Source organism: Alteromonas halophila, from assembly GCF_014651815.1.
Taxonomy (GTDB): Bacteria; Pseudomonadota; Gammaproteobacteria; order Enterobacterales; family Alteromonadaceae; genus Alteromonas; species Alteromonas halophila.
Genome location: NZ_BMXP01000011.1, coordinates 66,530 through 90,801, shown reverse-complemented (window position 1 = coordinate 90,801; position 24,272 = coordinate 66,530). Strand labels below are relative to the sequence as shown.

The following is a 24,272-nucleotide window of genomic DNA, read 5'->3' as shown; positions in this document are numbered from 1 at the left end:
CTTTTAACCGGTATCGGCGTCACAGGCAGGGACGAACGCTTTGACGGACTCGCGCCATTAATCTTCATGCCCCTGATACAAAACCAAGCCGAACGCTAATTTATCCGGGTTGCAGTTTTTACCCACACTCGCAATGCATACAAGTAGGAACATCAACATGAAACCGATCTGGAAAACGGCATTAAGTGGCTTAGCCCTTGCCGTATCATTTGGCCTGCACGCCAGTGTATTACCCCAAGCACAGTCAGATAGCGACTGGTATACCGATGCACAAACCAGGCTCATGCAAAAACTCCAAACTAACAACCGCTTTAAAGCGAAAAACGTGATCCTGTTTGTCGGTGATGGTATGGGTGTCTCCACGCTGACCGCCTCACGCATTCATAAAGGACAACAGGCCGGCAACCCGGGTGAAGAAGGTTATCTGGTGTTTGAAGAGTTTCCGCATACCGCACTGGTAAAAACCTACAATGTAGACGCGCAGACACCGGACTCAGCGGGCACCATGACTGCCATGATGTCCGGCCTGAAGACGGATGTGGGTGTTATTGGTGTTGATGAAGATATTGAGCGTGGCAACTGCAGTTCGGTTGCTGGCAATGAAGTTATTACGGCACTGGAGCTGGCGGAAATCAAGGGGATGTCCACAGGCATTGTTTCGACTGCACGTATTACTCACGCCACTCCGGCAGCCACCTATGCCAAGTCCGCCGACCGCAATTGGGAAGATGTCTCTGATATGCCCGAAGACGCTGTATCAGCAGGTTGTAAAGATATTGCCGATCAGCTGGTTCACTTCGAGCAGTATCTGGAAGCGCGCTACTTGGGCATCGATGTGGATGGGATTGACGTGGTGATGGGCGGTGGCCGGCGTCACTTCCTGCCGAATGACGCAGCGGCGAACAGCCCGGATGCAGTGAGCGAGATTGAAGGCGATCGCACCGATGGGCGCAACCTGACGGACGAATGGCAGCAAATGTACGAAAACGGTGTCTATGTGTTTGATCAGGCGGGGTTTGATGCGCTTGATACCGAAAGTGTAGAGCGTGTGTTTGGGCTGTTCAATGAATCGCATATGCAGTACGAAGCTGACCGCGCCAACGACGTTGCGGGTGAACCGTCGGTGGCAGAAATGACAGAGGCCGCCGTCAGGGTGCTGGATAACAACGATAACGGCTTTTTTCTAATGGTGGAATCGGGCCGCATCGATCACGCCCATCATGCCGGAAACGCGGCAGGCGCCCTCAACGACACGCTGGCGTTTGAAGCCGCCGTTAAAGCAGCCTATGAAAATACCAATCCGGAGGACACGCTGATTCTGGTGACCGCCGATCATGGTCATGTGTTTACCATCGCCGGTTATCCGAAACGCGGTAACCCGATTCTGGGTAAGGTGGTAAATGTTGGCGCTGACACGCCTGCATCTGCAGCCGACGGCATGCCTTATACCACCCTGGGCTACACCAACGGTCTGGGCTTTCACAATCTGGGGGATGAAACCAACTCTGATGCCAGCTACGCCATAGGCATCAACGCCGGTCGTCAGGATCTGAGCGATGTCGATACCACCACCATGGGTTATCACCAGGAGGCGCTGATCCCACTGAGCTCCGAAACCCATTCCGGCGAAGATATTTCGCTGCACGCCACTGGCCCGGGCAGCCAGATTGTACAGGGTGTGGTTGAGCAGAATGTTGTATTTCACGTGATTAACCAAGCGCTTGGCCTGATTGAAGAATAAGGAAGAAAATCATGAACCTATTTAAATTAAGTATTGTTGCGCTTGCGGTTGCCGGTTTGTCGGGCTGTCTTGAAGGCGACGACGGTGAAAACGGTGCGCCGGGCACCGACGGACAGGACGGCGCGGCCGGTCTTACCAGCCTGACCACCCAGACCGACTTGCCGGTCGGCGACAGCAACTGCCCTAACAGCGGCGTACGCTTTGACTCAGGCCTGGACAGCGATGCCAGCGGTACGCTGGATGACAGTGAAATCACTGACACCAGCTACGTGTGTGTGCCAGGTAATACAGACGTTGCCGACAGTGAGCTGTTAAGTAGTTTAAACAATGAATGGTTTGTCGCTGCTCAGGCGGAAGTGGAAAATAATAAGCAGGTGTGGATGAACGCCACCGGCGCGTCTGCGGCAATGACCAGCGCGTCAGTGAATCATTACCAGGTAGGCTCAGAGCAGGAAATGCAGGCGCTGATGGCTAATGTTCGCGGTCAGGCAAAAAACGTGATTTTGTTTGTCGGTGACGGTATGGGCATTTCGACGGTAACGGCTGCACGCATCATGGAAGGCCAGCTCAATGGTATGGACGGCGAAGAGCATCAGCTAAGCTTTGATCGTTTCCCGTTTTCCGGTTTGTCCAAAACCTATAATGTCGATGCCCAGACACCTGACTCTGCCGGCACCATGACTGCCATGATGAGTGGTGTGAAAACCGATGTCGGCGTCATTGGTGTGGATGAAGATATTGAGCGCGGCAACTGTGCGACCGTCAGTGGCAACGAGCTGGTCACAGCACTGGAAATTGCCGAAATTGCCGGTAAGTCTACCGGTATTATCTCTACCGCCCGCATTACCCACGCTACGCCAGCCGCCACGTACGCAAAGTCGGCCGATCGCAACTGGGAAGACATTTCAGATATGCCGGAAGCAGCGATAAACGGCGACTGCACCGATATCGCCGATCAACTCGTACACTTTGAGGCTAATCTCGAAGCGCGGTATGACGGCATAGATGTAGATGGCATTGAAGTGGTTATGGGGGGCGGACGCCGGCATTTTCTGCCCAATGATGCCGCCTTTAACAGCCCGGATGCAGTGAGCGCTGTTGAAGGCGATCGTAGTGATGGCCGCGACCTCACTGCCGAATGGCAGCAGCTTTATCAGAACGGGGTTTACCTGTTCGACCAGGCAGGATTTGACGGTCTGGATACTGAAACCACCGAGCGTGTCTTTGCACTGTTCAATGAGTCGCACATGCAATACGAAGCCGACCGTGAGAATGATGTCGCCGGTGAACCTTCTGTGGCGGATATGACCCGCGCAGCCATCAATTTGCTGGATAATAACGACAAGGGCTTTTTCCTGATGGTCGAGTCTGGCCGAATCGATCATGCCCACCATGCGGGCAACGCGTACGGCGCACTGGTAGACACAATGGCCTTTGCTGATGCAGTACAGATCGCCGATGATCTCACGGCGGATGAAGACACGCTTATCATGGTCACAGCCGATCACGGCCATGTATTCACTATTGCCGGTTACCCGAAACGCGGCAACCCTATTCTGGGCAAAGTGGTGAACGTGGGAGCCAGTGAGCCTGCTATGGCCGCCGATGGCATGCCCTACACTACACTGGGGTACACTAACGGCCTGGGCTACCGCGACCTTGGCAGCGAAACCAATTCAGACGCAGGCTATGGCTTCGACATTGATGCAGGACGCAAAGACATCACCGACGTTGACACCACAACACCGGGCTATCACCAGGAAGCCCTCATTCCAATGAGTTCGGAAACCCACTCTGGTGAAGATGTCGGTATTTATGCCAAAGGGCCGGGTGCTTTCCTGGTCAACGGTACCAATGAGCAAAGCGTGATCTTCCATGTGATGGATTACGCAGGCGATTTGGTAAACCACGCCGACAACGCCCTTGAGTAACTACAGCTAGCAGCACCTGGGAGTACCGTTAACGGTGCTCCCTTTGCTTTTGGAGACAATTATGCTGACTTCCCTCTTTCTTACTGCGCTGCTTATTTCAACGGCATCTGATTTGCAGTGTGATAAAGACGCCCGACACCTGACCGCCAGTTACAGCGTCACTACCTCCCAGGCTAACAGCTCTCCCCGGACGTCACAGCTTGTATTGTGGCGAAACGGTGAGCGTGTTGCACATCAGTACCCGCAGACACAGGTAACCGAAGCCTGGACCCATGTGAAGCATCAGTGGCTTAAGCCCATGCGTTATTTTGATGCCCACCAGCGGGCCATTGAGTATCAGCCGGGTGAGCGTATTCATGGCAAAGTGGACAGTGACTGGTCGTACCGTTATCAGCTTGTCAGCAATGCCCTGCTTTCTCGAATGCACCTGCGCGACACAACCGGCACAGGTTGTCAGACAGTGCAGAGCTTTGAGCTTGAAGAAAACGGCCGGACGCTGACATTGTCATGGCTTCCGGCACTGCACCTGGTAAAAAGTTTTACCGCCAGCACCGCCAATACTCGCAGCCACTGGTCACTGGAGACGCTGCATCATAATGCGGATAACACAGCGGCTTTCTTTACCAAGCGAGCCCAGTATAAAAGTACCGACTTTGCTGATATCGGCGACGATCACACAGACCCGTTTCTGACCAACATGGTTAACCAGGGCTTTATTGAGGCAGGCGCCAGTGGCTTCTATGACAGTCATGGTCAGGCCATGTCTGGCAGTCACAGTCATTAGCGACCGTCAGTCAAAACGAAGGGGGCCGCCAGGCAAGCTGACGGACCAGAGCGTTTAGCTGGTCAGCCTTCAGCCGCTCCGCGATAAGCAAACCGGCCTGCCTCCCGGTCCTCTGTAATAACTTGGCTCAGCAAATCCGGGAAGAAACTCAGAAACACATTTTCCAGGGTGTCATAGTGCGTTTCAATGTCACGAATGCTGTGTTCAAACTGATTGGCAAAGCGTATTCTGCCCGCCAGAAAGTGCAGTGCCCCTGCCACGCCCGATAAATCGCGGTAACCGGCAAGCCCGTCATTCGCAGTCATGCGCGTTACCACCTGCTGCATGCGCGTCGGCATGGTGTCGAGTTTACTTTCAAGCATGCGATAGCTGCGCGCCCGGAAGTCGGCAAAGTCGTCTTCGGCGAAGGTGTGCCAGTGCCTGATAAGAAAGTGATCAAACAGCACATCCAGCGCCACCGGCGCGAAACGCCGTCGGGATGACTCAAAGCAGGCTTTGGCGGCTTTAACCTCGGGGTGAGAGTCGGTGAACCGGTCTACCAGATAGTGATTATCCAGGCCATGGAGTACCTCTTTGGAGTACAAAGACAAATCCGCCCCACGGCGGAAATCGCCTAACAGGTTTCCGAATTGTGAGTCTGGGCTCTGACGCGCCAGAAAAAGGTGTGCGAGATAATTCATCGTTTCCTTACAGACTTGAGTCAGTGCGATACGCTGAGGTAGTATTGCGGCCGCGATGTACAGGCAGAGTTTATCACATGAGCACACAGTACCGATCAGAAATAGCCACACTGCTGGCGCCCGTCCTGGGCTTTTTGCACAGCGAAACGCCTGAGGCGTGGATCTGTGAGGCAAGCAAACCAGAAAACCTGACCGTTGTACTGACCGACCATTTGATCTGCGAATTAAAAGCGGCACAATCTGCTATGTATTTGCTGCGCCGCTACATTGCCGATGAGCAGACCAGCGCTGTCCTGCTCGACTGGCTGAAACCCTATGAAGACTTCACCTACCGTCATACCGGCGACTGGCGGGCACTGCATACCAAAAACCTGTCGAAGTCGCTGTTTGACACCTCCGGTATGACCGAGTTTCAGAAAAGCCTGCTGGACAAAATGGTGATGCTGATAAAAGAAGAACTGCATCATTTCTTTCAGGTGCTGGAAATAATGCATTCACTGGGTATCAAGTATAAGTCGGTCACCTCAAGCCGCTATGCGAATGGTCTGCTGCGCCATGTGCGTACCTATGAGCCGGAAAAGCTTATCGATAAGCTGATTTGTGGCGCGTATATTGAAGCACGCTCCTGTGAACGGTTTGCCGCGCTGGCCCCGCATGTGGATGAAAAGCTGGGCGAATTTTACATTTCACTGCTTCGCTCGGAGGCCCGGCACTACCAGGATTATCTGACCCTGGCCGAAGAGATAGCCGGGCATGATATTAGCGCACGCATCCACCACTTTGGTGAAGTAGAGGCGCAGCTTATTTGCTCACCGGATACTGACTTTAAGTTTCATAGTGGGGTGCCAGCCAATAGCGCCGCCTAGGGATCTTGCAAGCGAGATGAGTGCGCAGCGCTGGCAACAGAGCTGCGCATCTGATTAGTTGCTTACAGCGCAATGCGTGGTTCAGCGCCCAGTCCTGGCCCGTAAACAATAGCGTTCAATAACAGCCGGTTAGTACCGCGCGCCGAGCCGCGGAAGTTTGGCTGTCCGGAAAACAGGATCACCTGGCCATTGCCGATCTGTTCACGAGTAAGGTACGCCGTATTGGCGATACGCTGAGAGGCTTCAGGCCAAATCAGTCCGCTCATTCGCACATGCAACGCCTGATCCTCAGGTAGCGTAAACCACCAGTTCGCCTGCTTTTTATTACCCCCGTCTGAACTTCCTTCGTCCCGGTTCACGCGCTTATTTCCGCCCCTAGCAGGCTGATAAACACCCGCACGAATTACGGCCTGAGAGTCACTGCCAGACATCAGCAGTGGCTGATCGGTGTACAACAATGGCAGTTCCGCGGGCGTTCCTGCTGTCAGCCAGTGCTGCTGGTCAGTACGGCCGGATACCATAGCGCCACTTGGCATGAACATGCTAAGCCATTTATCGCGCCGTTTTAGCTCATCTTCTTTCAATGGTTTCAGGGTATCTTCCCACGGGAAACTAAATTGCGTATTCAGTGTGTGAGACATCACCTTGTCGGTATTCAGTGACTCCGAGGTGGCAAGCCATTCCCGCTGAAGCGCAATATTGTAATCAACGGCGCTGTCAAAACTGTTTTGCAGCGCCCGGACGTTACCTATTCCGTCTTTGCTGGCCAGCTGGCCGGCAGTGTTACCATGTGCAATCAGCGTACCGCCGTTTTCGACCCACTGGGTAAGCGCTTCTCGTGTCGCTTTATCTGGCTCCCATCTGCCGCTGGGCAGGACCAGTACGTTGTAGCGGCGAAGATCGGTATACGCCAGTGCGTTACTGTCCAGCTTGCTATGGCGGATCCCCAAACTGGCATCCACGCCCCACCATGTTGCCCCTGTATCGTAGCTGGAGAAGTCGCCGTGGCTAATAATACCCAGTTGCGGCTTCTCAAGCAGCCGGAAATGCTCACCGCCCCAGTCGGGCAGCTCCCCTTCCCCGAAGCCACTGTTTGTTGCAACCAGTGCTATATCGAGTTCACTGGCTGTGGTGCTGGCCAGTTGCGCCAGCTTGTCATTGTGCGGATTATCGGTCACAGTCACCATCACCGACCCGCGGTTAAAAGCTTTACCGGCAAATTCTGAAGGTTTATCGATAAACCGCACCGCTGCGCCCCGCTCCATCATTCGTGCAGCGAATGCGACAGAACGGTCATCCCCGCCATCGACCATCCATGCCACCGCATCGGTTTGAGGTGTACTGGTAACCACGGGCTTTTTGTAGGGCTTCAGATTGCGGGTCAGGTGCTCTGGCACAGTAAGGCTCTTGAGCCCATACATCATGGTCAGGTTCCACGCGGTAGTGTCATACATGATGGACGATCCATCACGCAGCGTTTTTTGTCGTTCTTCCAGCAGCACCGCGTCCTTGACACCGGCGTCAAACTCAAGAATGGCAGCAATCAGCGGTGCCTCAGGCTGACGGTTGGGGACCACGATACTGCCTGCAGGAATGATCACGTCTTCTAACGTACTACCTAAATGATTGGTCGCTTCATCCACGTCGAAATCCGCCTCTGCGGTATAAACGTCAATGTCCTGAGCAAGCAGCCGGTCGACCAGCGCCTGCGTGCGGCCGTGGTTGTCATTGGCCAGGATCACGTAGCTGCGGTTAGCAAATTTACCTTTCGACGAAACATTGTTTTTTCGTCCCAGCCAGAAATCCTGATACATGGCCTGGCTATGTTTTGCCAGTGTTTGCAGGTTGGCGAAGGTAGATACAAACTGGTGATGTACCGACTCAAGGTATGTCTGCACGGTGCCCTCCGGACGCCGTACGCCATCTTCCGCCATGCGCGATTGCTCGTACAAAATATGCATCGAGCCGCGGTATTCGGCATAGTTAGAATAACCAGGATACCAGTTTTCAAACCATTCACCGGTATAGTAGCGCCAGCCCCGCTGATCAAACGCCGCTGATTGCTCCCGGGCAAAGGTTTTTGCCCACTTCTGCAGATTAGGATCGATGTTATCGTTCAGTGGCTGTCGCGGCGGTCCCATAAGATAGGTGTCCTGTGGCCCCATTTCGTGACCATCTATCATCAGCTGAGGACGCCACTGATTAATCAGTTCGACACGCCCGACTGTCTCAGGCTGAGTGAGATAGAAAAAGTCCCGGTTTAGGTCGAAAAAGTAGTGGTTGGTTCTTCCGTAAGGCCAGTCGCCAATGTGCAGCAGTGACTGGTCATCGACATTGGGCGCGGTACCACGATACTGCTCAAGCGACTTGGCAAACCGGGCACGGCCATCCGGATTCATCATGGGATCGATTATTACCACCATATCATCAATTAAGTCTGTTACCGATTTGTCCTGACTAGCAATCAGATGGTAAATAGCGGCCATCGCCGCATCCGCCCCCGATGTCTCATTGCCATGAATTGAATAGGCCATCCAGGCAACAGCGGGTAGTTCTTCGATTATTTCGCTGGCCTCGCGATCGGTGGTACTGCGCGGATCGGCAAGCTTGCCAAGATTTGCTTTAATTTCATCAAGGCGCGCAAGGTTGTCAGGACGACCGACAAACGCGGCAATCAGCGGACGATCTTCGTGACTGCGTGCGTACTCTACCACGTGCAGTCGCTCAGATTGTTCTGCCCAGTGCATCACCGCAGCATGGATCTGTGCCGGGGTTGCCACGCGCGTCCCCACTTTAAACCCGAGCAGCTCGTCGGGATGCGTGATAGTGCTGTCATAGGTACCGTCGAGCAATATGCCGTCATACTGCAAATCTGCGTCTTTGACAGGCGACATTAATACTGCGGCTTGGGCAGGCAGCGTTATCAGGCTGAACACGATAGCCAGCCATGTTGAGCGTGTTCCCATATCTGTTCCTTTTTATTTTTTATTTTTTACTTTTTGAGTCTTCCCTAATGATAGTGTGACTTGCTTACACTTTCGTCAAATTTATCACGTTGAGACAACCTAACCTGGCGATTTAATGCGTTTACGCTGCCTGACGTCGTGATGAGCGCAGGGATAACTGGCTGAGCTACATCAGTACACCGGGGTCACCAGGACGCGTGCCCGGTTACGGCGCAAAGTGGTGGCGCTATAATGAACGCTTTTAGCACTAGCCGGGCTGAACCGCCTGCGCATTTTCTTTAAACCTTACGCCTGACGGTCCTAGCCGTTACTGGCCGTCATTGTCAGAAAAGTCGTCGCCGAGAGGATGTCACGTCGCGAAACTGGCTGGTTTTTCCCCATATCGCTGATTTTTTACACATATCTGTTGATCTCATACCCAACCTGTTGCAGACTCGATGTAAACAAGTTGTGAATTTTGTAAACATTTCACAGCATGCGGCATTAATCTGTTCAGAGGGTGAACCACTATGATACTAAACCACCTTGTCGGCATTTATACACACCCGAAAGAAGAGTGGCAGACAATTGATAAACGCCACGAAAGCTATTTTTACGCCCTTAGTCATATTGCTGTAATTGCACTTATACCCGCCCTCGTTGCCTATTATTCGTCGGTACATACCGGCTGGAGCATTGGTGCTGGTGAGCTGATCACACTAACGCAGCAAAGTGCCATGATGATGGCGATCGGTATGTATGCAGGTCTGGTAGTGGGTGTCGTCGCACTGGCTATACTTATTCGCGAACTTGCCAAGTCGTTTGACGCTGAGCCGAGCCTGACCCAGTCTCTGGAACTGGCTGCGTATACGGCAACGCCACTGTTTATGGTCGGATTTGCAGGTTTGTATCCTGAGCTGTGGTTCGTGATGACCGCCATGCTGGTCGGTATCAGTTATTCCGTTTATTTGCTTTACTCTGGCGTACCTATCTTATTGCATATGCCAGAAGAAAAAGGCTTTATCTACTCCAGCTCTGTGGTGACCTGCGGCCTGGTGCTGCTGGTGATCCTGATGGCACTGTCAGTCATTTTATGGAGCTCGGGTATGGGACCGGTTTACGTACACAATTAAAAAAAGCCGCGAAAGCGGCTTTTTTTATGGCTTAGTCCTGTGAAATATGGCTTAGTCCTGTGAATCCATATTGTACAGATCCAGATTACTCAGCTCGGCCTGCAGAACCGGCGCATTGCGGGTCTTTTCCCCACGCGCCATATCTACCCGTTCAAGGTATTCCTGATCGATATCAGCCGTAATGTAATTGCCATCAAATACCGAGGTTTCGAAACGCTGAATATTGTCGTTCTCTTCTTTAACTGCATCTACCAGGTCTGTTAAGTCCTGAAATACCAGCCCATCAGCCTGAATCAGATCGGCAATCTGATCAATTTCACGGCCGTACGCAATCAGCTCGTTCGCTGATGGCATGTCAATGCCGTAAACATTGGGAAAACGAATCTCTGGCGCGGCAGAAGCAAAGTATACTTTTTTCGCCCCAGACTCACGGGCCATTTCAATAATTTGTCCCGACGTCGTACCGCGTACGATGGAATCGTCAACCAACAGCACGTTCTTGCCTTTAAATTCTGAAGAAATGGCGTTGAGCTTCTTGCGAACTGACTTTTTACGCATTGTCTGGCCCGGCATAATGAACGTGCGGCCAATGTAACGGTTTTTCACGAAGCCCTGACGGTAAGGCAGTTTCAGCGTATTCGCGATCTGCAGGGCAACGTCCATGGACGTCTCGGGAATCGGGATCACGACATCAATGTCCATGTCGGCCCATTCACGTGCAATTTTCTCACCCAGCTTACGGCCCATATTCACCCGCGATGCGTACACAGACACCCCGTCGATAAAGCTGTCAGGGCGGGCAAAATAAACAAATTCAAAAATACAGGGGGCAGTTACCGGGTTCTCAGCGCACTGTTTAGTGTGCAACTCGCCAGCTTCAGTAATAAATACAGCCTCACCAGGCGCAACGTCACGAATAAACGTAAAGCCGACTGCATCAAGCGCCACACTTTCTGAGGCGACCATGTATTCTTCACCCATTTCGGTCACGCGTTTGCCCAGTGCCAGCGGACGAATACCATGCGGGTCGCGAAATGCCACCACGCCCTGCCCGATGATGGCAGCCACCACAGCATAGGCACCACGAATTTTCTTATGAACTTTCGTTACGACTTCGAAAATATCGTCTGCCGTAACCGTAAAGTCGGTCGCTTCCTGTAGTTCATGCGCCAGAATGTTCAGCAACAATTCTGAATCTGATGTGGTATTGATATGACGGCGGGCAATACGAAACACTTCTTCCTGCAACTCGTGCGCATTAGTCAGGTTACCGTTATGCGCAAACGCAATGCCAAAAGGCGAATTCACATAAAATGGCTGCGCCTCGGCAGAGCTTGATGATCCAGCGGTAGGATAACGCACGTGACCAATGCCCATATTACCGGTCAGGCGCTTCATATGACGGGTATGAAAAACGTCCCGAACAAGTCCGTTGGCCTTGCGCAGATTGAACATATTCTGATCAATTGTCATGATCCCTGCGGCATCCTGGCCCCGGTGCTGTAAAACCGTTAAGCCGTCGTACAATGACTGCGCGACCGGTGTTTTTCCAACAATTCCGACAATACCACACATAGTTGCGTTACCTATTTCAAGCGGATTTTAAGAAACTGGAGCTGTCTTTTACAAACGTAAAAAACCACTCAATGATGACTGCAAATTCCGGGATCAGAATGGACTGTTGCCACCAGTCTGACCCAGCAGAGGGCGTGAAGGTATCCATAAAGAATAGCAGCGCGCTGACGATAAGCACCCCTCTTAATGCACCAAAGACGATGCCAAGCGCCCTGTCTGTGCCGGATAAGCCGGTTGCCACAACCAACTGGCTGATTGAATAGTTTAATAATCCGCCAATGATGAGCGTGGCTATAAATAACACAGCGATGGCAGCGCCATTGCGCAAATAGACGTCAGTGATGCCTGTAAAATAGACGGCAAGATCGGCATAAAAGTGACTGGCAATGAAAAGCGCACCGAACCATACAACCAGTGAAATGGCCTCCTTCACAAAGCCCCTGATAAGGCTTATTAAGGTAGATACCGCAATGATACCCAGTATGGAAAAGTCTACCCAGTTCATGATCTCTCAGTCTGCGACCCGCAGGTCGACGTTCGTTGCTGGCCGATTTCTATCCCCCGGCAAGATGGCGCGCATTCTAACAGAAGGTAAGTAGATTACCAGTGTGCAATTGTAATTCTCTGTGCGTTTATACCAGAGACATTATGCGGGCTGCTGTAACGAAAACATGCCGGCTTACTGCACTTTAAACTCGGTTACCCGGCCTTTCAGCCCAGTGACTGTTTTTAGGTGAGGAAGCGCCGATTCCAGCTTCGCTTTGTCCAGATCAGGACCAACAAATACCTTGGTAAGCGGGCCAGAGCTGGTTTTAATAGGCCGGCTGAAGGCGCGATAACCGGCACTTTCCAGTTTCGCCAGCAGTTGTTTGACATTTTTTTGATGACGGAAACTGCCCAGTTGAATTACCCAACCGGCATCATCAGCTTCGCCGGGACTGTCCACAACGGTCTGACTGGCGAGGGTGTCCTCTGAAGGGGCCGGCGTGTCGTCAGCCGCCTTAGCGGTGTCACTGGCGTCAGGCGATGCATCGACAGCGACGTCGTCAACAATTTCCATAGGCCGTTCAGCGCCGCTGGCAACACGCTCACCAGGAAACGGCTCAGGGTTAACAATAGGCTTTTTTGCCGGACTGGCAGGCACGCTTTCAAACGCCGTTTTGTTGCTTTGTTTTTTGCCATCCAGGAAATCCGGCAGAAATATCACTGCTAACGCAACCACAATCACGGTTCCAATCAGCCGGTTCTGAAATCCCGACGCCACAGCTCTCTCCTATTGCTCACTACCGCTACTGTCAGAGTGCAACGCTAATACATCTGCCGCAGTAAGGAAAGAGCCAAATACTAAAATACGTGACGATTCGCTGGCATTACCACAGGCCGCTGTATACGCACTGCGCACGTTGGGATAAGCCTCGATGTGCCTGATCCCCGCGTCCTGCGCGGCTTTTATCAGTTCATCAGCCGTTAATCCCCGGCTACCTGCAATTCCCGCGGCATACCACTTAGCGTCCAGGTCGGTCAGCGGTAGCAGACTTTCTGTGATCGCTTTATCATTCAGCATTCCCACAACAATATGCAGCGGGGCCTGAGTCTGACGATCAACCCACTGACGAAGCGCACGCGTCGCCTGAGGATTATGCGCTACATCGACAATCACCTCTGGTTGCGTAGCAATGCGCTGACAACGCGCTGCCAGCGATGTCGAAGCAATACTGTTGCGCAGCCCCTCATCGTCCTGCAGCCAGCCAAGCCGGTATAGCACAGCGAGTGCGGTAGCCGCATTCTGTAACGGGATCTGCGGACGTGGTAAGTCGTCAAGCTGGGTATCACCAAACTGCCAGCGCCAGTGTGTGCCCTGTTCACTGACGATAAAGTCCTGTTGCGCCCAACTGGCCGACACATTCAGTTCATCAACCTTAGCTTTAAGACTGTCTGGCGCAGCTAACTCGCCAATGACCGCCTCACCGTCCCGGCGAAAAATGCCGGCTTTTTCACGGGCAATGGCGTCGCGTGTGTTACCTAACCAGGCCTGATGGTCAAGATCGATAGTCGTAATGACGGCCAGGTCCGGATCAAGAATATTGGTCGCATCAAGACGTCCTCCCAGTCCCACCTCCAACAGCACGACATCGGGTCGTTGCTGACTGAACATGTCCAGCGCGGCCAGCGTGCCAAACTCGAAATAGGTGAGAGTTGTATCGTCTCGCGCAGCCTCTACCCGCGCAAAGGCATCACAATAGGCCTGTTCGTCCAGCAGCTCACCATTGATACGCACCCGTTCACGGTAATCGGTTAAGTGGGGTGAGGAATAAACACCAACAGTTTTGCCCTGGCTTAACAGAATGGCTTCAATAAGACGGCAGGTTGTGCCTTTACCGTTAGTGCCGGCAACTGTGATAACGGTGCTCTGTGACAGTGATAGTGTCATCGCGTCAGCAACCTGGCGCACGCGCGCCAGGCCCATATCAATAGCACTGGGATGTATGGACTCTAAATAGCCTAACCACTCAGTTAATGTGGTGGGCAACGGCCTGTCGCCGTATAACGCTCCGCTCACGCGTGCGCGTGGTGCAGCTTGCTCAGCACCCCGTGCAGGCGGTCCCGCATCTCACGACGATCTACAATCATGTCGATCGCGCCCTTATCCAGCAAAAATTCACTGCGCTGAAACCCTTCTGGCAAAGTCTCCCGCACGGTTTGCTCGATCACGCGAGGTCCCGCAAAACCAATCAGTGCTTTTGGTTCAGCCACGTTAATGTCTCCCAGCATGGCCAAACTGGCTGATACACCGCCCATGGTCGGATCGGTCAGCACAGATATATAGGGAATGCCGCGTTCGCTGAGCTTGGCCAGCGCCGCCGAGGTTTTTGCCATCTGCATCAGCGACATGAGTGCTTCCTGCATGCGCGCGCCGCCACTGGCTGAAAAACACACCAGTGGCATGTTATGTTCAAGGCAGGTATTGACCGCTGCTACGAACCGGGCACCAACGACCGACGCCATTGAACCACCCATAAAGGCAAATTCGAAAGACGCTACGACAACAGGCATACCCTTTAGTTTGCCTTGCATCACAATCAATGCGTCTTTCTCTTTGGTACTTTTCTGTGCCGCGCTAATACGATCTTTATAACGCTTTGAGTCTTTAAACTTCAGGATGTCCTGAGGTTCAAGCTGTGCACCGATTTCGTGACGGTCACCCTCGTCTAAAAACGAATCTATGCGACGGCGGGCGCCAATGCGCATGTGGTGATCACATTTCGGGCAGACTTCCAGTTGTTTCTCCAGGTCGTTGCGATACAGCACCGCCTGACAGGATGAACACTTTGACCAGATGCCCTCGGGTACATTGCCCTTGGTAGAGGTTTGTGTGCGGGGGAGAATTTTTTGAATCCAGCTCATGGAAATCGAATCCTTTTATCACTGTCACAGACGCATGACTGATTTGATGTGATTGTTTGTATCAGACAGCGAACGTTGTTTGAATCTCGTAATATAGCGCGGTATTAGACCACATTACAGGAAAATGCAAAAAACAAAACTGGTCTAAGAAGTCATTCCCGTGCGTTTGCCTTACCAACTTCCTCTTCGCAGGCGGCTATATTGGTACGCTATGGTCGCTCAGACAAAAACAAAGGGCCCGCCGGGTGCCAGGGGATATCCCATTGTGAGGGATAGGTGACCTCAACCAGATACAGACCATGAGGTTTTGCGGTAGCAGCGGCCTGCGTACGATCTTTAAGTGCCAGCAACTGGGCTATCCAATTTACCGGCTGTTCACCGGCACCAATTTCCATCAGTGAGCCGGCTATATTACGTACCATATGATGCAAAAAGGCATTGGCCCGGATATCGATAATAACATAACGGCCCTGCCGGGACACCTCCACATGTGTGACATTGCGAAAAGGCGTATGAGACTGACAGTGTGCAGCGCGAAACGAGGTAAAGTCCTGCTCGCCTACCAGCGCCTGCGCTGCGTCGTGCATTTTGTGTGTATCAAGCTCCCGGTATTCATGCGTGACCCCCTTCCCCAGAATCGCGGGACGCAGTTTTGCATTGTAAATAACGTACCGGTAACGACGGTGGGTGGCAGAGAAACGCGCGTGAAATTCATCGCTTACGCTTTTACACCAGGTAACGGCGACCGAGTCTGGCAGGTTCGCGTTAACACCGAGTGTCCAGGCCCGTTCCGGCCGGTGGTGTTCACAGTCGAAGTGTATTACCTGCCCTGTGGCATGCACACCTGCATCGGTGCGACCAGCGCACTGAACATTGATGGGCGTATTGGCGACCCGGGTTAAGGCCTGCTCGAGGTATTGCTGAACACTGGGCACCTCCCGCTGGCGCTGCCAGCCATTGAGCGCCGCGCCATCATATTCAATACCAAGTGCTATACGAGCCATGTTCCCTGAATCTCCACAACCATTAAAAAACGGCTAAGTGTAAAGACTTATCCCTGCGCTGTGAAGTCGCTTCAGGACAAAGCGTCCAGTATTGTCTGTGCTTCCTGCTTTTGCGCGTTATCACCGTGCTTGAGCACTTCATCCAGCAATTCCCTGGCACTGTCGGTATCGTCCATCTCAATGTATGCTCTGGCCAGATCCAGATTGGCGTTCTGGCCGGCATCTTTGTCGATATCAATGACGTCGTCATCATCGCCGACACCGGAAAACTCTGACAGACTCACATCAAGATCCAGCGGCGTGTCATCCAGATCTTCGTCGTCTTCATCCAGACTGTCATCCATCAGCGCTTCAACATCCAGAAAGTCGTCTTCGCGGGCATTACGTTGAGTCTTGTTATCTTCCTCATCCGGCTCTGATTCGTTTAACAGTGAATCGAGATCTAAATCGGGATTATCCAGCGTTGGCTTACGTGCCTCTTCATCCCGCTCTGATTCAATCGAACTGAGCAGGTCGTCAAACTCTGCATTTTCCAGCTCATTGAAGATTTCTTCATCTTCACTGTCGCTGTCATTGTCGGTTAACCAGTCATCCAGTCCCGGCACATCCTCAAGCTCATTGATCTCAGGGTCTGCGGCCTTGCTCGCCGGCTCTACTCCGTCCTGCTCCTGTTCAAGCTCAAATGTATCCGCATCGTCATAAGCCGCATTAAGAATACTGTCGTCGAAGTCTTCGCTGTCACTCTCACCGTCTTGTTTTTCCGACGCCGTGTAGTCTTCGTCAGTCATTGATGGCAGGTCATCCATTATCTGCCGATCAAAGTCTTCCAGTGCATCGTCCAGCGCGTCTGTCGCGTCCTGATCTTTCTCAGGTTGTGCCTCTGCCTTATCCTGTCCGTCTTCTTCAGGCTGTGCGGCAGGCTCGTCCTGCATTTCTTCCTGCTCTGGTACATCACTTACTGTGTCATCGGCGTCGTCTTCTGCGTCGACAGCCACATCCGGTTCAGCGTCTTCATCAGGCTGTACGGCAGGCTCGTCCTGCATTTCTTCCTGCGCCGGTTCCTCGCTTACGGTGTCATCGGCGTCGTCTTCTGCGTCGGCAACCACATCCGGTTCAGCGTCTTCATTAGGCTGTGCGGCAGGCTCGTCCTGCATTTCTTCCTGCGCCGGTTCCTCGCTTACGGTGTCATCGGCGTTGTCTTCTGCGTCGGCAATCACATCCGGCTCAGCGTCTTCATCAGGCTGTGTGGCAGGCTCGTCCTGCGCATCAGCCTGCTCTGGTACATCACTTACTGTGTCATCATCTGCGTCATCTTTTGCGTCTGCAGCGGCATCGGGTTGCCAGTCGTCGGCAAGCGGATCATCAAGCGTTACTGTCTCATCTGTTTGAGTGTCTGCATCGGTTTCTTGTGACGCATCATCAGCCTCAAGTTCAGACAGCAGCTCATCGGTCAGAGGATCATCAAACGAATCGGCGTCCACCTCTGCGTTACCGCCAGCATCATCATCCGGCTCGGTTTCTGCTTCCAGTTCCGACAGTAGTTCGTCGGTAAGCGGGTCCTCAAGTTCGACGTTATCATCACCGTCAGATTCATCCTGCCCACCGAAATCAGCCTGAGCGTCCTCAACATCGCTGTCATCGCCGACTCCCAGCTCAGCCAGCAGCTCATCGGCCAGGGCGTCCTGCGCCGCATCAGACTTTTCGTCTTCTGCCTGTAACTCTTCGATCAGCTCATCTGAAATTGGATCGCTGAACTCATCAGCGTTTTCCATTTCATCAATATCGATATCATCCGTAATCGAATCCAGATCCTGAATAGACTGTGATGACGACTTGTCCGTGTCACCGAATTCTTCATCATCTTCGATGTCTGTCTCGTCATCGGCTGCTGACAGACCACCCATCATTTCAAGCTGTTCGATCTCGCCAATGATATTATCCGCCAGACGATCGATTTCCTGGTTTTTCTGGTTAATTTCCTCGTCCAGTTTCTCCAGCGTATCCTCATTAATCTCGGTATCTTCGCTCAGACGTGAGGGATCGGTGTCCTGCTCTTCATCTTCCAGCAGTTCATCAATACTGATTTCTGGCTTGTCATCACTGTCATCGACATCGGGTTTACTCAGCGAGGCGTCATCCGACGCTACTCCCACCTGTTCCTGAGACATGGCCAGGCTGTCTTCTTCGGCCACTGAATCTTCCGTCAGCTTCGCTTCAAACTCGTCCTCTTCGTCCAGATCGACCGGCGCGTCCTCCGGCTCGTCTGCCTCATCATCATCCTCTTCTGGAAGGACAGGCTCCTCGTCGTCGTCCTGCTGTGCGTGCTCAGCCGCGTCGTTGTCCTCATCAACCCCTTGCAAAGCGTCATCGTCATCATCGTCTGAAGAGAGGTCAATGCCTTCCAGATCATCGTCGTCATCAGGCTCCAGCGTTGTTTCAGACAAATCATCTTCATCGAAAAGGCTGTCCAGTTCATTCTGATCCAGTTCGCTGTCGCCAGACTCAAACTCATCCTTGTCGTCTTCTTCAGGCACCAGCATGTCATCGTCCAGTTCGGCGAAGTTTTCAAGCTCGTCATCCAGCGCGTCTTCCAGTTCGCTGGAAAGTACATCATCAAGAAGATCATCGTCATTAAACAAATCATCATCACTGAACTCAGATTTCTCTTCCAGCTCGCTGGACAGCTCGGTGGTCAAATCGTCAATGTCATCGTCGGTATCTACACGATCTGCAGCGGCAGACACAGGTTGTGGCGAGTCGTCGGGCTGGGGCTGAGACTTCCGGCCAAGCAACCACGCTGCCACCCCACCGAGCAATGCCAGCGTCAGCACGCCCGAACCAATAATAAGCGCCATCGGACTGCTTAGCGCCGCCATCAGACCACTCGATTGCTCTGTCTTGCGCTGCGCCTGCTCTTCTTTGATCATAGCCAGCAATTCCTGCTGCAGCGCTACCTGCGTGTCTATCTGACTTTTAACATCGCCCTCAACCTGGCCTTTGAGGTTTTGCAGATCTTCGTTAACGTTTTCAACCCGCTCATACAGCTTGCGGTTTTCATCGAGAATGGCCTGGACATTTTCCAGCGACATAGCAAATTGTTGACGCAGTTCGTCGAACTGGCGGGCCTGTTCTTCATCCAGCCGCGTAATTTTTTGCTCTATATCGTTTTTTGTTTGAGAGAGATCCTGCTGATTAACAAGGGGGACGGTGGGTTTAAGGTTTTTAAGGCTGTCGCCGGGCTGATTTTGCGCTGATGAGAAATTACGATCATCCTGCTCAGATCGCTGTCGCGCCTGTTCACTGTCAATGCGGGAAATATAGCGTTCTGACGGGAGCTTGAGGGTCGCGCCATCAACCAGCAGATTAAGGTTTTCATTTTCGAAGGCATCAGGGTTGAGCTCATAGATGGCGACCATGACCTGATAAATACTCAGGTTCTTGTTTTGCCGGTAACGCTCAGCGATACGCCACAGCGTATCCTGCGAGTCTATGGGCCCGTATTCCAGCCCGGAGTATTGGCTGGTAGCAGTTTTAGGCCCTTTGAGTTGCGTGGCAACATCCTGTGCAGAGGCCATAAGCGGAGTGATACTCAGTACCCATGCCAGAAGCAGTGTGCCCGTCAAATGCAATTTCATAGCGTCTCTGTTGCCCTCAAGCGTCATTACCACCACGCCGAAATGGCGGTCAATCGCAGCAGTGCGGGTCTCATAAGACCCCGTCCCTCTGCTATTATTCTTTTGTTCGTGTCCCCGGTGCGACGATGTCGCTTACTTCTCCCGCAACTGGACTGTCAGGATCCCGTCACAGGACTACATTCCTGAATCCTATGCAAAAAATACTCCAGAATGCTTAGGGCGGTCGGTGACTATGTCGAAACTATAAACCACTTACTGCACCTGATCTAGGAAAGATGCGAATAAGTCTATGGCCATTCAGCAAGTTCTGACATGCCTATCGGCAAGACAGGTTTCGCTGGCAATGACCGGCGCACCTGGCAAGTTGCCTGACACAACAAACGCGTCTTTCAGAACGTGCCCCCGGCGCTTCCCAGCAGGCACTCACAGCCGCTGAACGACGGGCCATTATGCCGACGTGCAGCACGCCAGGTGACCGGAGCGAATGTCTTAAATTTGATATCGGCAGGCTGGCGGGAAAATTTACAGCCAGCTCATCCAGGACTGGATTACCGCCTGTGTGCGGTAACCCAGTCTTGCCATAAGGCCTTTGCTGCCACACAGGGGTGGCAGCAGCGTAAAGCCACTATCAGAGGTAGTCGCGGATAAGTACTTCTGCAATTTGCACACTGTTAGTGGCCGCGCCTTTACGGATATTATCAGACACGACCCACATGTTCAGGCCGGTCGGATGCGTTATGTCGTTGCGGATACGTCCTACATGCACCAGATCGTTGCCGCTAGCGCTACTGACCTGCGTGGGGAACGCATCTCTTTCTTCATAAACCCGCACCCCAGGTGAATCCATCAGTAGCTGTTTAACCTGCTCTGCATCAATGGGCTGCTGTGTTTCCAGGTGGACCGCTTCGCCATGGCCATAGAACACCGGGACACGCACGGCAGTGGCGTTGACCCGAATATTGTCGTCGCCCATGATTTTCTGTGTTTCCCACACCATTTTCATTTCTTCTTTGGTGTAATCGTTGTCCATGAACACATCAATTTGCGGAATCGCATTAAACGCAATCTGGCGACTGAAGGCATCAATTGTGATTTCTTTTGCATTTAACAATTGCGCCGTCTGTTTGGCCAGCTCTTCCATGGCCTCTTTACCCGCGCCAGACACAGACTGGTAGGTGCTGACATTTATCCGGTCAATCCCCACAGCGTCCTGAATTGGCTTAAGTGCCACCAGCATCTGAATGGTGGAGCAGTTTGGGTTAGCAATGATATTGCGATTTCTGAAGTCAGCCAGCGCATGACTATTCACTTCCGGCACGACCAGCGGGATTTCCGGGTCATAGCGAAAGTGCGAGGTATTGTCGATGACAATGCAACCGGCCTCTGCAGCTTTTGGTGCAATCTCAGCAGAAATGCTGCCACCGGCTGAGAAAAAGCCAAACTGCACACGGCTCCAGTCAAACGTATCGGCATCCAGTACTTCGACGTCTTCGCCCTTGAAAGTCACCGTGGTGCCGGCCGAGCGTTTACTGGCAAGTGGGTACAGGGTGTTAACCGGAAAACCGCGGGCTTCCAGAATTTCAATCATGGTCTGACCAACCAGACCGGTTGCACCGAGTACGGCAACGTCGAAGGCTTGTGACATAGTGGGAGTATCTCCTGCGTTAACACGACACCAGCAGGTATCGTTTAAAATTTACATTGGAGGATGGGTACTAAAACGAAACCCCAACCCATTGAGCTGCCGTCTGATACCGGCAGACAGCGTATGCGGGAACATCAGTGTGAACGCCGCACATTCGCGCCTGACCCGGTAATGCTTACGCAGCGACGCGAACTGATCTGATTCTGCCATGCCTTTTCTAAAATGCCTATCATCATATTGAATATCATAAACCCTATGCCAAATGCTGGTGAGATCCGGCAATGTAAGGCTGCTCGCGTCAGGGGATGAGAGTTGAATATGAACCGGTTCGACAGCGGTTAGAAAGTCATCCAGTTCCAGTGTGGGTGTCAGCCCCATTGCCTGACACACCTGTTCGTACACCAATTGAGTGCCTCGCACTTTACCTTCGATGGAGTGCCCTGCGATATGCGGGGTCGCCAACCAGGCAAGATCCATGGTAATGAGATCAATGGCAGGCTCATTTTCAAATACATCGAGGATCACGGTTGGTGGGGCGTCTGCCTGACAGCGCTCAACCAGCGCCGCTTCGTCCACCACTTCACCGCGGCAGGCATTTATAAGCGCCTGAGAAGCTGTTAACTGAGCAAGTACCGTCGCATTCACCATGCCTTGCGTCGCATGTTTACCGCTCTTTATGAGAGGAACATGCAGCGATATGGCGTCACAGTTCAGCACCTCAGACAGGCTGACAAACTCACGGGGGTCGCCGGCTTCCTGTCTGGGGGGATCGCACAGTTTGTAATTGATGCCCAGCACCGTCAGTACGCGTGCCAGCGCTGTGCCGACATTGCCCGCGCCGACAATACCTACTGTACACTGCGGCCAGCGCAGCCGGTTATCCCGGGCTGCATGCAAAAGTGCGCTAATCACATATTCGGCAACGGCGAGGGCATTGCAGCCTGCGGCAGAATTCCAGGCAATACCCGCTTTATCTAAAAAGTGGGTGTCCATATGATTAGTACCGGCGGTGGCAGTGGTGACAAGTTTCAGCTTGCTGGCCTTTGCCAGCAACGCCGGGGTCACCTTTGTTGTGGAGCGAACCACCAGATAGTCGACATCGGACAACTCGGCGGGCGTAAGGGACTGCCATGCATATCGCCGAACGTGTCCGAGTGTGGAAAAGTACTCATCGCCAAAAGGAATGGTGTCTTCTACTAGTATGGTCATGGCGTACGGGGCTGTCAGCGTATTATGGTGCGTACGCTAACTGATTATTCCTCCGTTCGCCAGTATCAGCGAGTTATTTATCGTACCCCGGCAACTGACGGTCCAGACGGCGTCGAATACCCGGCCAGGCCAGTGAGCCGCCGGCCTGTCGGGTCACTTCCGCGGCCTGAGCACGGATACCCGCCACAATCCGTGCATCAATTTTCGTCAGCGACTGGCCGCTGGCCTGTGCTTTTAGCTGAATTTCGCAGGCACGCTGTAAAATAAACATAAACAGAAATGCATCTGCCACGCTCTCTGCACAGGTCAGCAGGCCATGATTGCGCAGGATCATAAACTGTGTGTCCCCCAAATCGCTAACCAGCCTGGCTTTTTCCTCTGGGTTCAGCGCAACGCCTTCATAATCATGATAAGACAGCGATGCAAGCGGAAACAGCGATTGCTGGGAATAGGGCTGGAGTCCGTCATCCTGCACAGATACTGCCACCCCATCCACCGTGTGCAAGTGGATCACACACTTTGCGTCGTCTCTTGCTTCATGCACGGCGCTGTGAATAGTAAATCCTGCCGGGTTAATATCGTAGTCGCTGTCCATTACCTTATCGCCGTTAAGGTCAACTTTAACCAGGCTGGACGCCGTCACCTCATCAAACATCATGCCGTAGGGATTGATGAGAAAATGATGCTCCGGCCCCGGCACCCGTGCAGAAATATGTGTAAAAATCAAATCGTCCCAGCCGTACAGCGCGATAGCGCGGTAACAGGCCGCTAAATCAACCCGCATCTGCCACTCCTGCTCACTTACACTATTTTTTACCGATTGCATTGTTTTCCCCTGCTGTCTCTTTGGTTCAGGCCAAGCAGGTCTTTACACAACCGCTTTGTATAAACGGCACAGCTCGACAGACCTCTTGGCGCGTTAATGAAGTATTTTCTACTGTACGGCCTTCCGTTAGACTAAACTGTCGTATAAACGACAATGTAACAAAAATGTTAAACCAATATCGAGAATTACTCTCCCGCCCGGACTGGTTTTCAGCGATGCCTGCCGAACTTCAGGACTGCCTGTTTAACGCAGTCCGGCTGCGTACGGTCAAACAGGGCCAGACAGTACATGAAAAACACGACAAAGCAGACGGATTGTATGGGATCTGTGAGGGTCGTTTGCGGGTGGTACAACACTCTGAAGGAGGCCGGGAAATGCTGCTAACGCTGCTGGAACCGGGCAACTGGTTTGGCGAAATTGCAATGTTTGATGACGCGCCGCGCACCCATACCGTCTATTGCGAGCAGGACACAGTGCTGGCGATGATCCCGCGCGCACGGTTTCAGCATCTGCTTAGCGCCAAGCCGGCACTCTACCCGCACTTTACCCGGCTGCTCTGTTCCCGGGTACGCAGTGCGTTTCAGTTTATTGATGCCAGCGCCAGTCTGAGTCTGCGTGAACAGCTAATCAGACGTCTGCTGATGCTGCTGGGCAGCTATGGGCAGATCCTGCCAGATGCGACACCTATTACCCTTAACCTGTCTCAGGAGTCGCTTGCTCAAATGCTGAACAGCTCCAGACAGACGGTAAATCAGATGCTGCAATCCTTACAGGATGAGGGGTTGATAGAGGTGAGATACCGGCGCATTACGATTTTGTCGCCTGCCGCGCTGGCGGCAGGCAATTAGGGAAGGTTTAAACAGGTCCGGGTGCAGGCCTGTCAGGCCTGCACC

At 52.8% G+C, this 24,272-nt stretch carries 18 protein-coding genes; 6 read left to right on the top strand and 12 right to left on the bottom strand.

Annotated elements, in window-relative coordinates; translation table 11 throughout:
* Positions 1 to 157: 157 nt before the first annotated feature.
* From IE054_RS16075 to IE054_RS16065, 3 genes are all read left to right on the top strand, one after another.
* Positions 158 to 1,741 carry an alkaline phosphatase gene (locus IE054_RS16075; RefSeq protein WP_189408122.1) on the top strand — a complete coding sequence of 528 codons (1,584 nt, stop codon included), beginning with the start codon at positions 158 to 160 and terminating at the stop codon, positions 1,739 to 1,741.
* An 11-nt stretch (positions 1,742 to 1,752) separates the two neighbouring features.
* On the top strand, positions 1,753 to 3,672 hold the full coding sequence (locus IE054_RS16070; RefSeq protein ID WP_189408121.1) for an alkaline phosphatase: 1,920 nt from the start codon (positions 1,753 to 1,755) through the stop codon (positions 3,670 to 3,672).
* A gap of 61 nt (positions 3,673 to 3,733) precedes the next feature.
* The gene (locus tag IE054_RS16065; protein WP_189408120.1) at positions 3,734 to 4,456 is read left to right on the top strand and encodes a hypothetical protein; all 723 of its coding nucleotides are present in this window, start codon (positions 3,734 to 3,736) and stop codon (positions 4,454 to 4,456) included.
* A gap of 62 nt (positions 4,457 to 4,518) precedes the next feature.
* Here IE054_RS16065 and IE054_RS16060 read toward each other — a convergent pair whose 3' ends face one another.
* A complete protein-coding gene (locus tag IE054_RS16060) occupies positions 4,519 to 5,136 on the bottom strand; it encodes an acyl carrier protein phosphodiesterase (RefSeq protein ID WP_189408119.1) in 618 nt (205 codons plus the stop codon).
* Between the two features lie 77 nt (positions 5,137 to 5,213).
* On the opposite strand from IE054_RS16060, the gene miaE reads away from it, so the two are divergent.
* Positions 5,214 to 6,002 (top strand): tRNA isopentenyl-2-thiomethyl-A-37 hydroxylase MiaE, encoded by a 789-nt coding sequence (miaE, locus tag IE054_RS16055; protein WP_189408117.1) that lies wholly within the window; start codon positions 5,214 to 5,216, stop codon positions 6,000 to 6,002.
* Positions 6,003 to 6,064: 62 nt separating this feature from the next.
* Here miaE and IE054_RS16050 read toward each other — a convergent pair whose 3' ends face one another.
* Positions 6,065 to 8,968, bottom strand: a complete 2,904-nt coding sequence (locus IE054_RS16050; RefSeq protein WP_189408116.1) for a M14 family metallopeptidase — start codon at positions 8,966 to 8,968, stop codon at positions 6,065 to 6,067.
* A gap of 509 nt (positions 8,969 to 9,477) precedes the next feature.
* Between IE054_RS16050 and IE054_RS16045 the strand changes: the two genes are divergently transcribed.
* On the top strand, positions 9,478 to 10,080 hold the full coding sequence (locus tag IE054_RS16045) for a Yip1 family protein (RefSeq protein ID WP_189408114.1): 603 nt from the start codon (positions 9,478 to 9,480) through the stop codon (positions 10,078 to 10,080).
* 51 nt (positions 10,081 to 10,131) lie between these two features.
* Here IE054_RS16045 and purF read toward each other — a convergent pair whose 3' ends face one another.
* The 10 genes from purF to IE054_RS15995 form a co-directional block, all read right to left on the bottom strand.
* Positions 10,132 to 11,655, bottom strand: coding sequence for an amidophosphoribosyltransferase (gene purF, locus IE054_RS16040; RefSeq protein WP_189408113.1), 1,524 nt, complete (start codon positions 11,653 to 11,655; stop codon positions 10,132 to 10,134).
* A gap of 16 nt (positions 11,656 to 11,671) precedes the next feature.
* Positions 11,672 to 12,160, bottom strand: coding sequence for a CvpA family protein (locus IE054_RS16035; RefSeq protein ID WP_189408112.1), 489 nt, complete (start codon positions 12,158 to 12,160; stop codon positions 11,672 to 11,674).
* Positions 12,161 to 12,334: 174 nt separating this feature from the next.
* A complete protein-coding gene (locus IE054_RS16030; protein ID WP_189408111.1) occupies positions 12,335 to 12,919 on the bottom strand; it encodes an SPOR domain-containing protein in 585 nt (194 codons plus the stop codon).
* A gap of 9 nt (positions 12,920 to 12,928) precedes the next feature.
* Entirely contained in the window at positions 12,929 to 14,215 is a 1,287-nt protein-coding gene (gene folC / locus IE054_RS16025) for a bifunctional tetrahydrofolate synthase/dihydrofolate synthase (RefSeq protein ID WP_229805213.1), read from the bottom strand.
* Entirely contained in the window at positions 14,212 to 15,060 is an 849-nt protein-coding gene (accD, locus tag IE054_RS16020) for an acetyl-CoA carboxylase, carboxyltransferase subunit beta (RefSeq protein ID WP_189408110.1), read from the bottom strand. Before accD ends, folC begins: the two co-directional genes overlap by 4 nt.
* 209 nt (positions 15,061 to 15,269) lie before the next feature.
* Positions 15,270 to 16,064, bottom strand: coding sequence for a tRNA pseudouridine(38-40) synthase TruA (truA, locus tag IE054_RS16015; protein WP_189408109.1), 795 nt, complete (start codon positions 16,062 to 16,064; stop codon positions 15,270 to 15,272).
* A gap of 71 nt (positions 16,065 to 16,135) precedes the next feature.
* Complete coding sequence (locus tag IE054_RS16010) at positions 16,136 to 19,699, bottom strand: FimV/HubP family polar landmark protein (protein WP_189408108.1); 3,564 nt, start codon at positions 19,697 to 19,699, stop codon at positions 16,136 to 16,138.
* A gap of 628 nt (positions 19,700 to 20,327) precedes the next feature.
* Positions 20,328 to 21,344, bottom strand: a complete 1,017-nt coding sequence (locus tag IE054_RS16005; RefSeq protein ID WP_189408107.1) for an aspartate-semialdehyde dehydrogenase — start codon at positions 21,342 to 21,344, stop codon at positions 20,328 to 20,330.
* A 51-nt stretch (positions 21,345 to 21,395) separates the two neighbouring features.
* Positions 21,396 to 22,553: a 4-phosphoerythronate dehydrogenase gene (locus IE054_RS16000; RefSeq protein WP_189408106.1), complete on the bottom strand. Its 1,158-nt coding sequence runs from the start codon at positions 22,551 to 22,553 to the stop codon at positions 21,396 to 21,398.
* 73 nt (positions 22,554 to 22,626) lie between these two features.
* Complete coding sequence (locus IE054_RS15995) at positions 22,627 to 23,379, bottom strand: class II aldolase/adducin family protein (protein WP_189408105.1); 753 nt, start codon at positions 23,377 to 23,379, stop codon at positions 22,627 to 22,629.
* Positions 23,380 to 23,543: 164 nt separating this feature from the next.
* On the opposite strand from IE054_RS15995, the gene IE054_RS15990 reads away from it, so the two are divergent.
* On the top strand, positions 23,544 to 24,227 hold the full coding sequence (locus IE054_RS15990) for a Crp/Fnr family transcriptional regulator (protein WP_189408104.1): 684 nt from the start codon (positions 23,544 to 23,546) through the stop codon (positions 24,225 to 24,227).
* Positions 24,228 to 24,272: the final 45 nt, after the last annotated feature.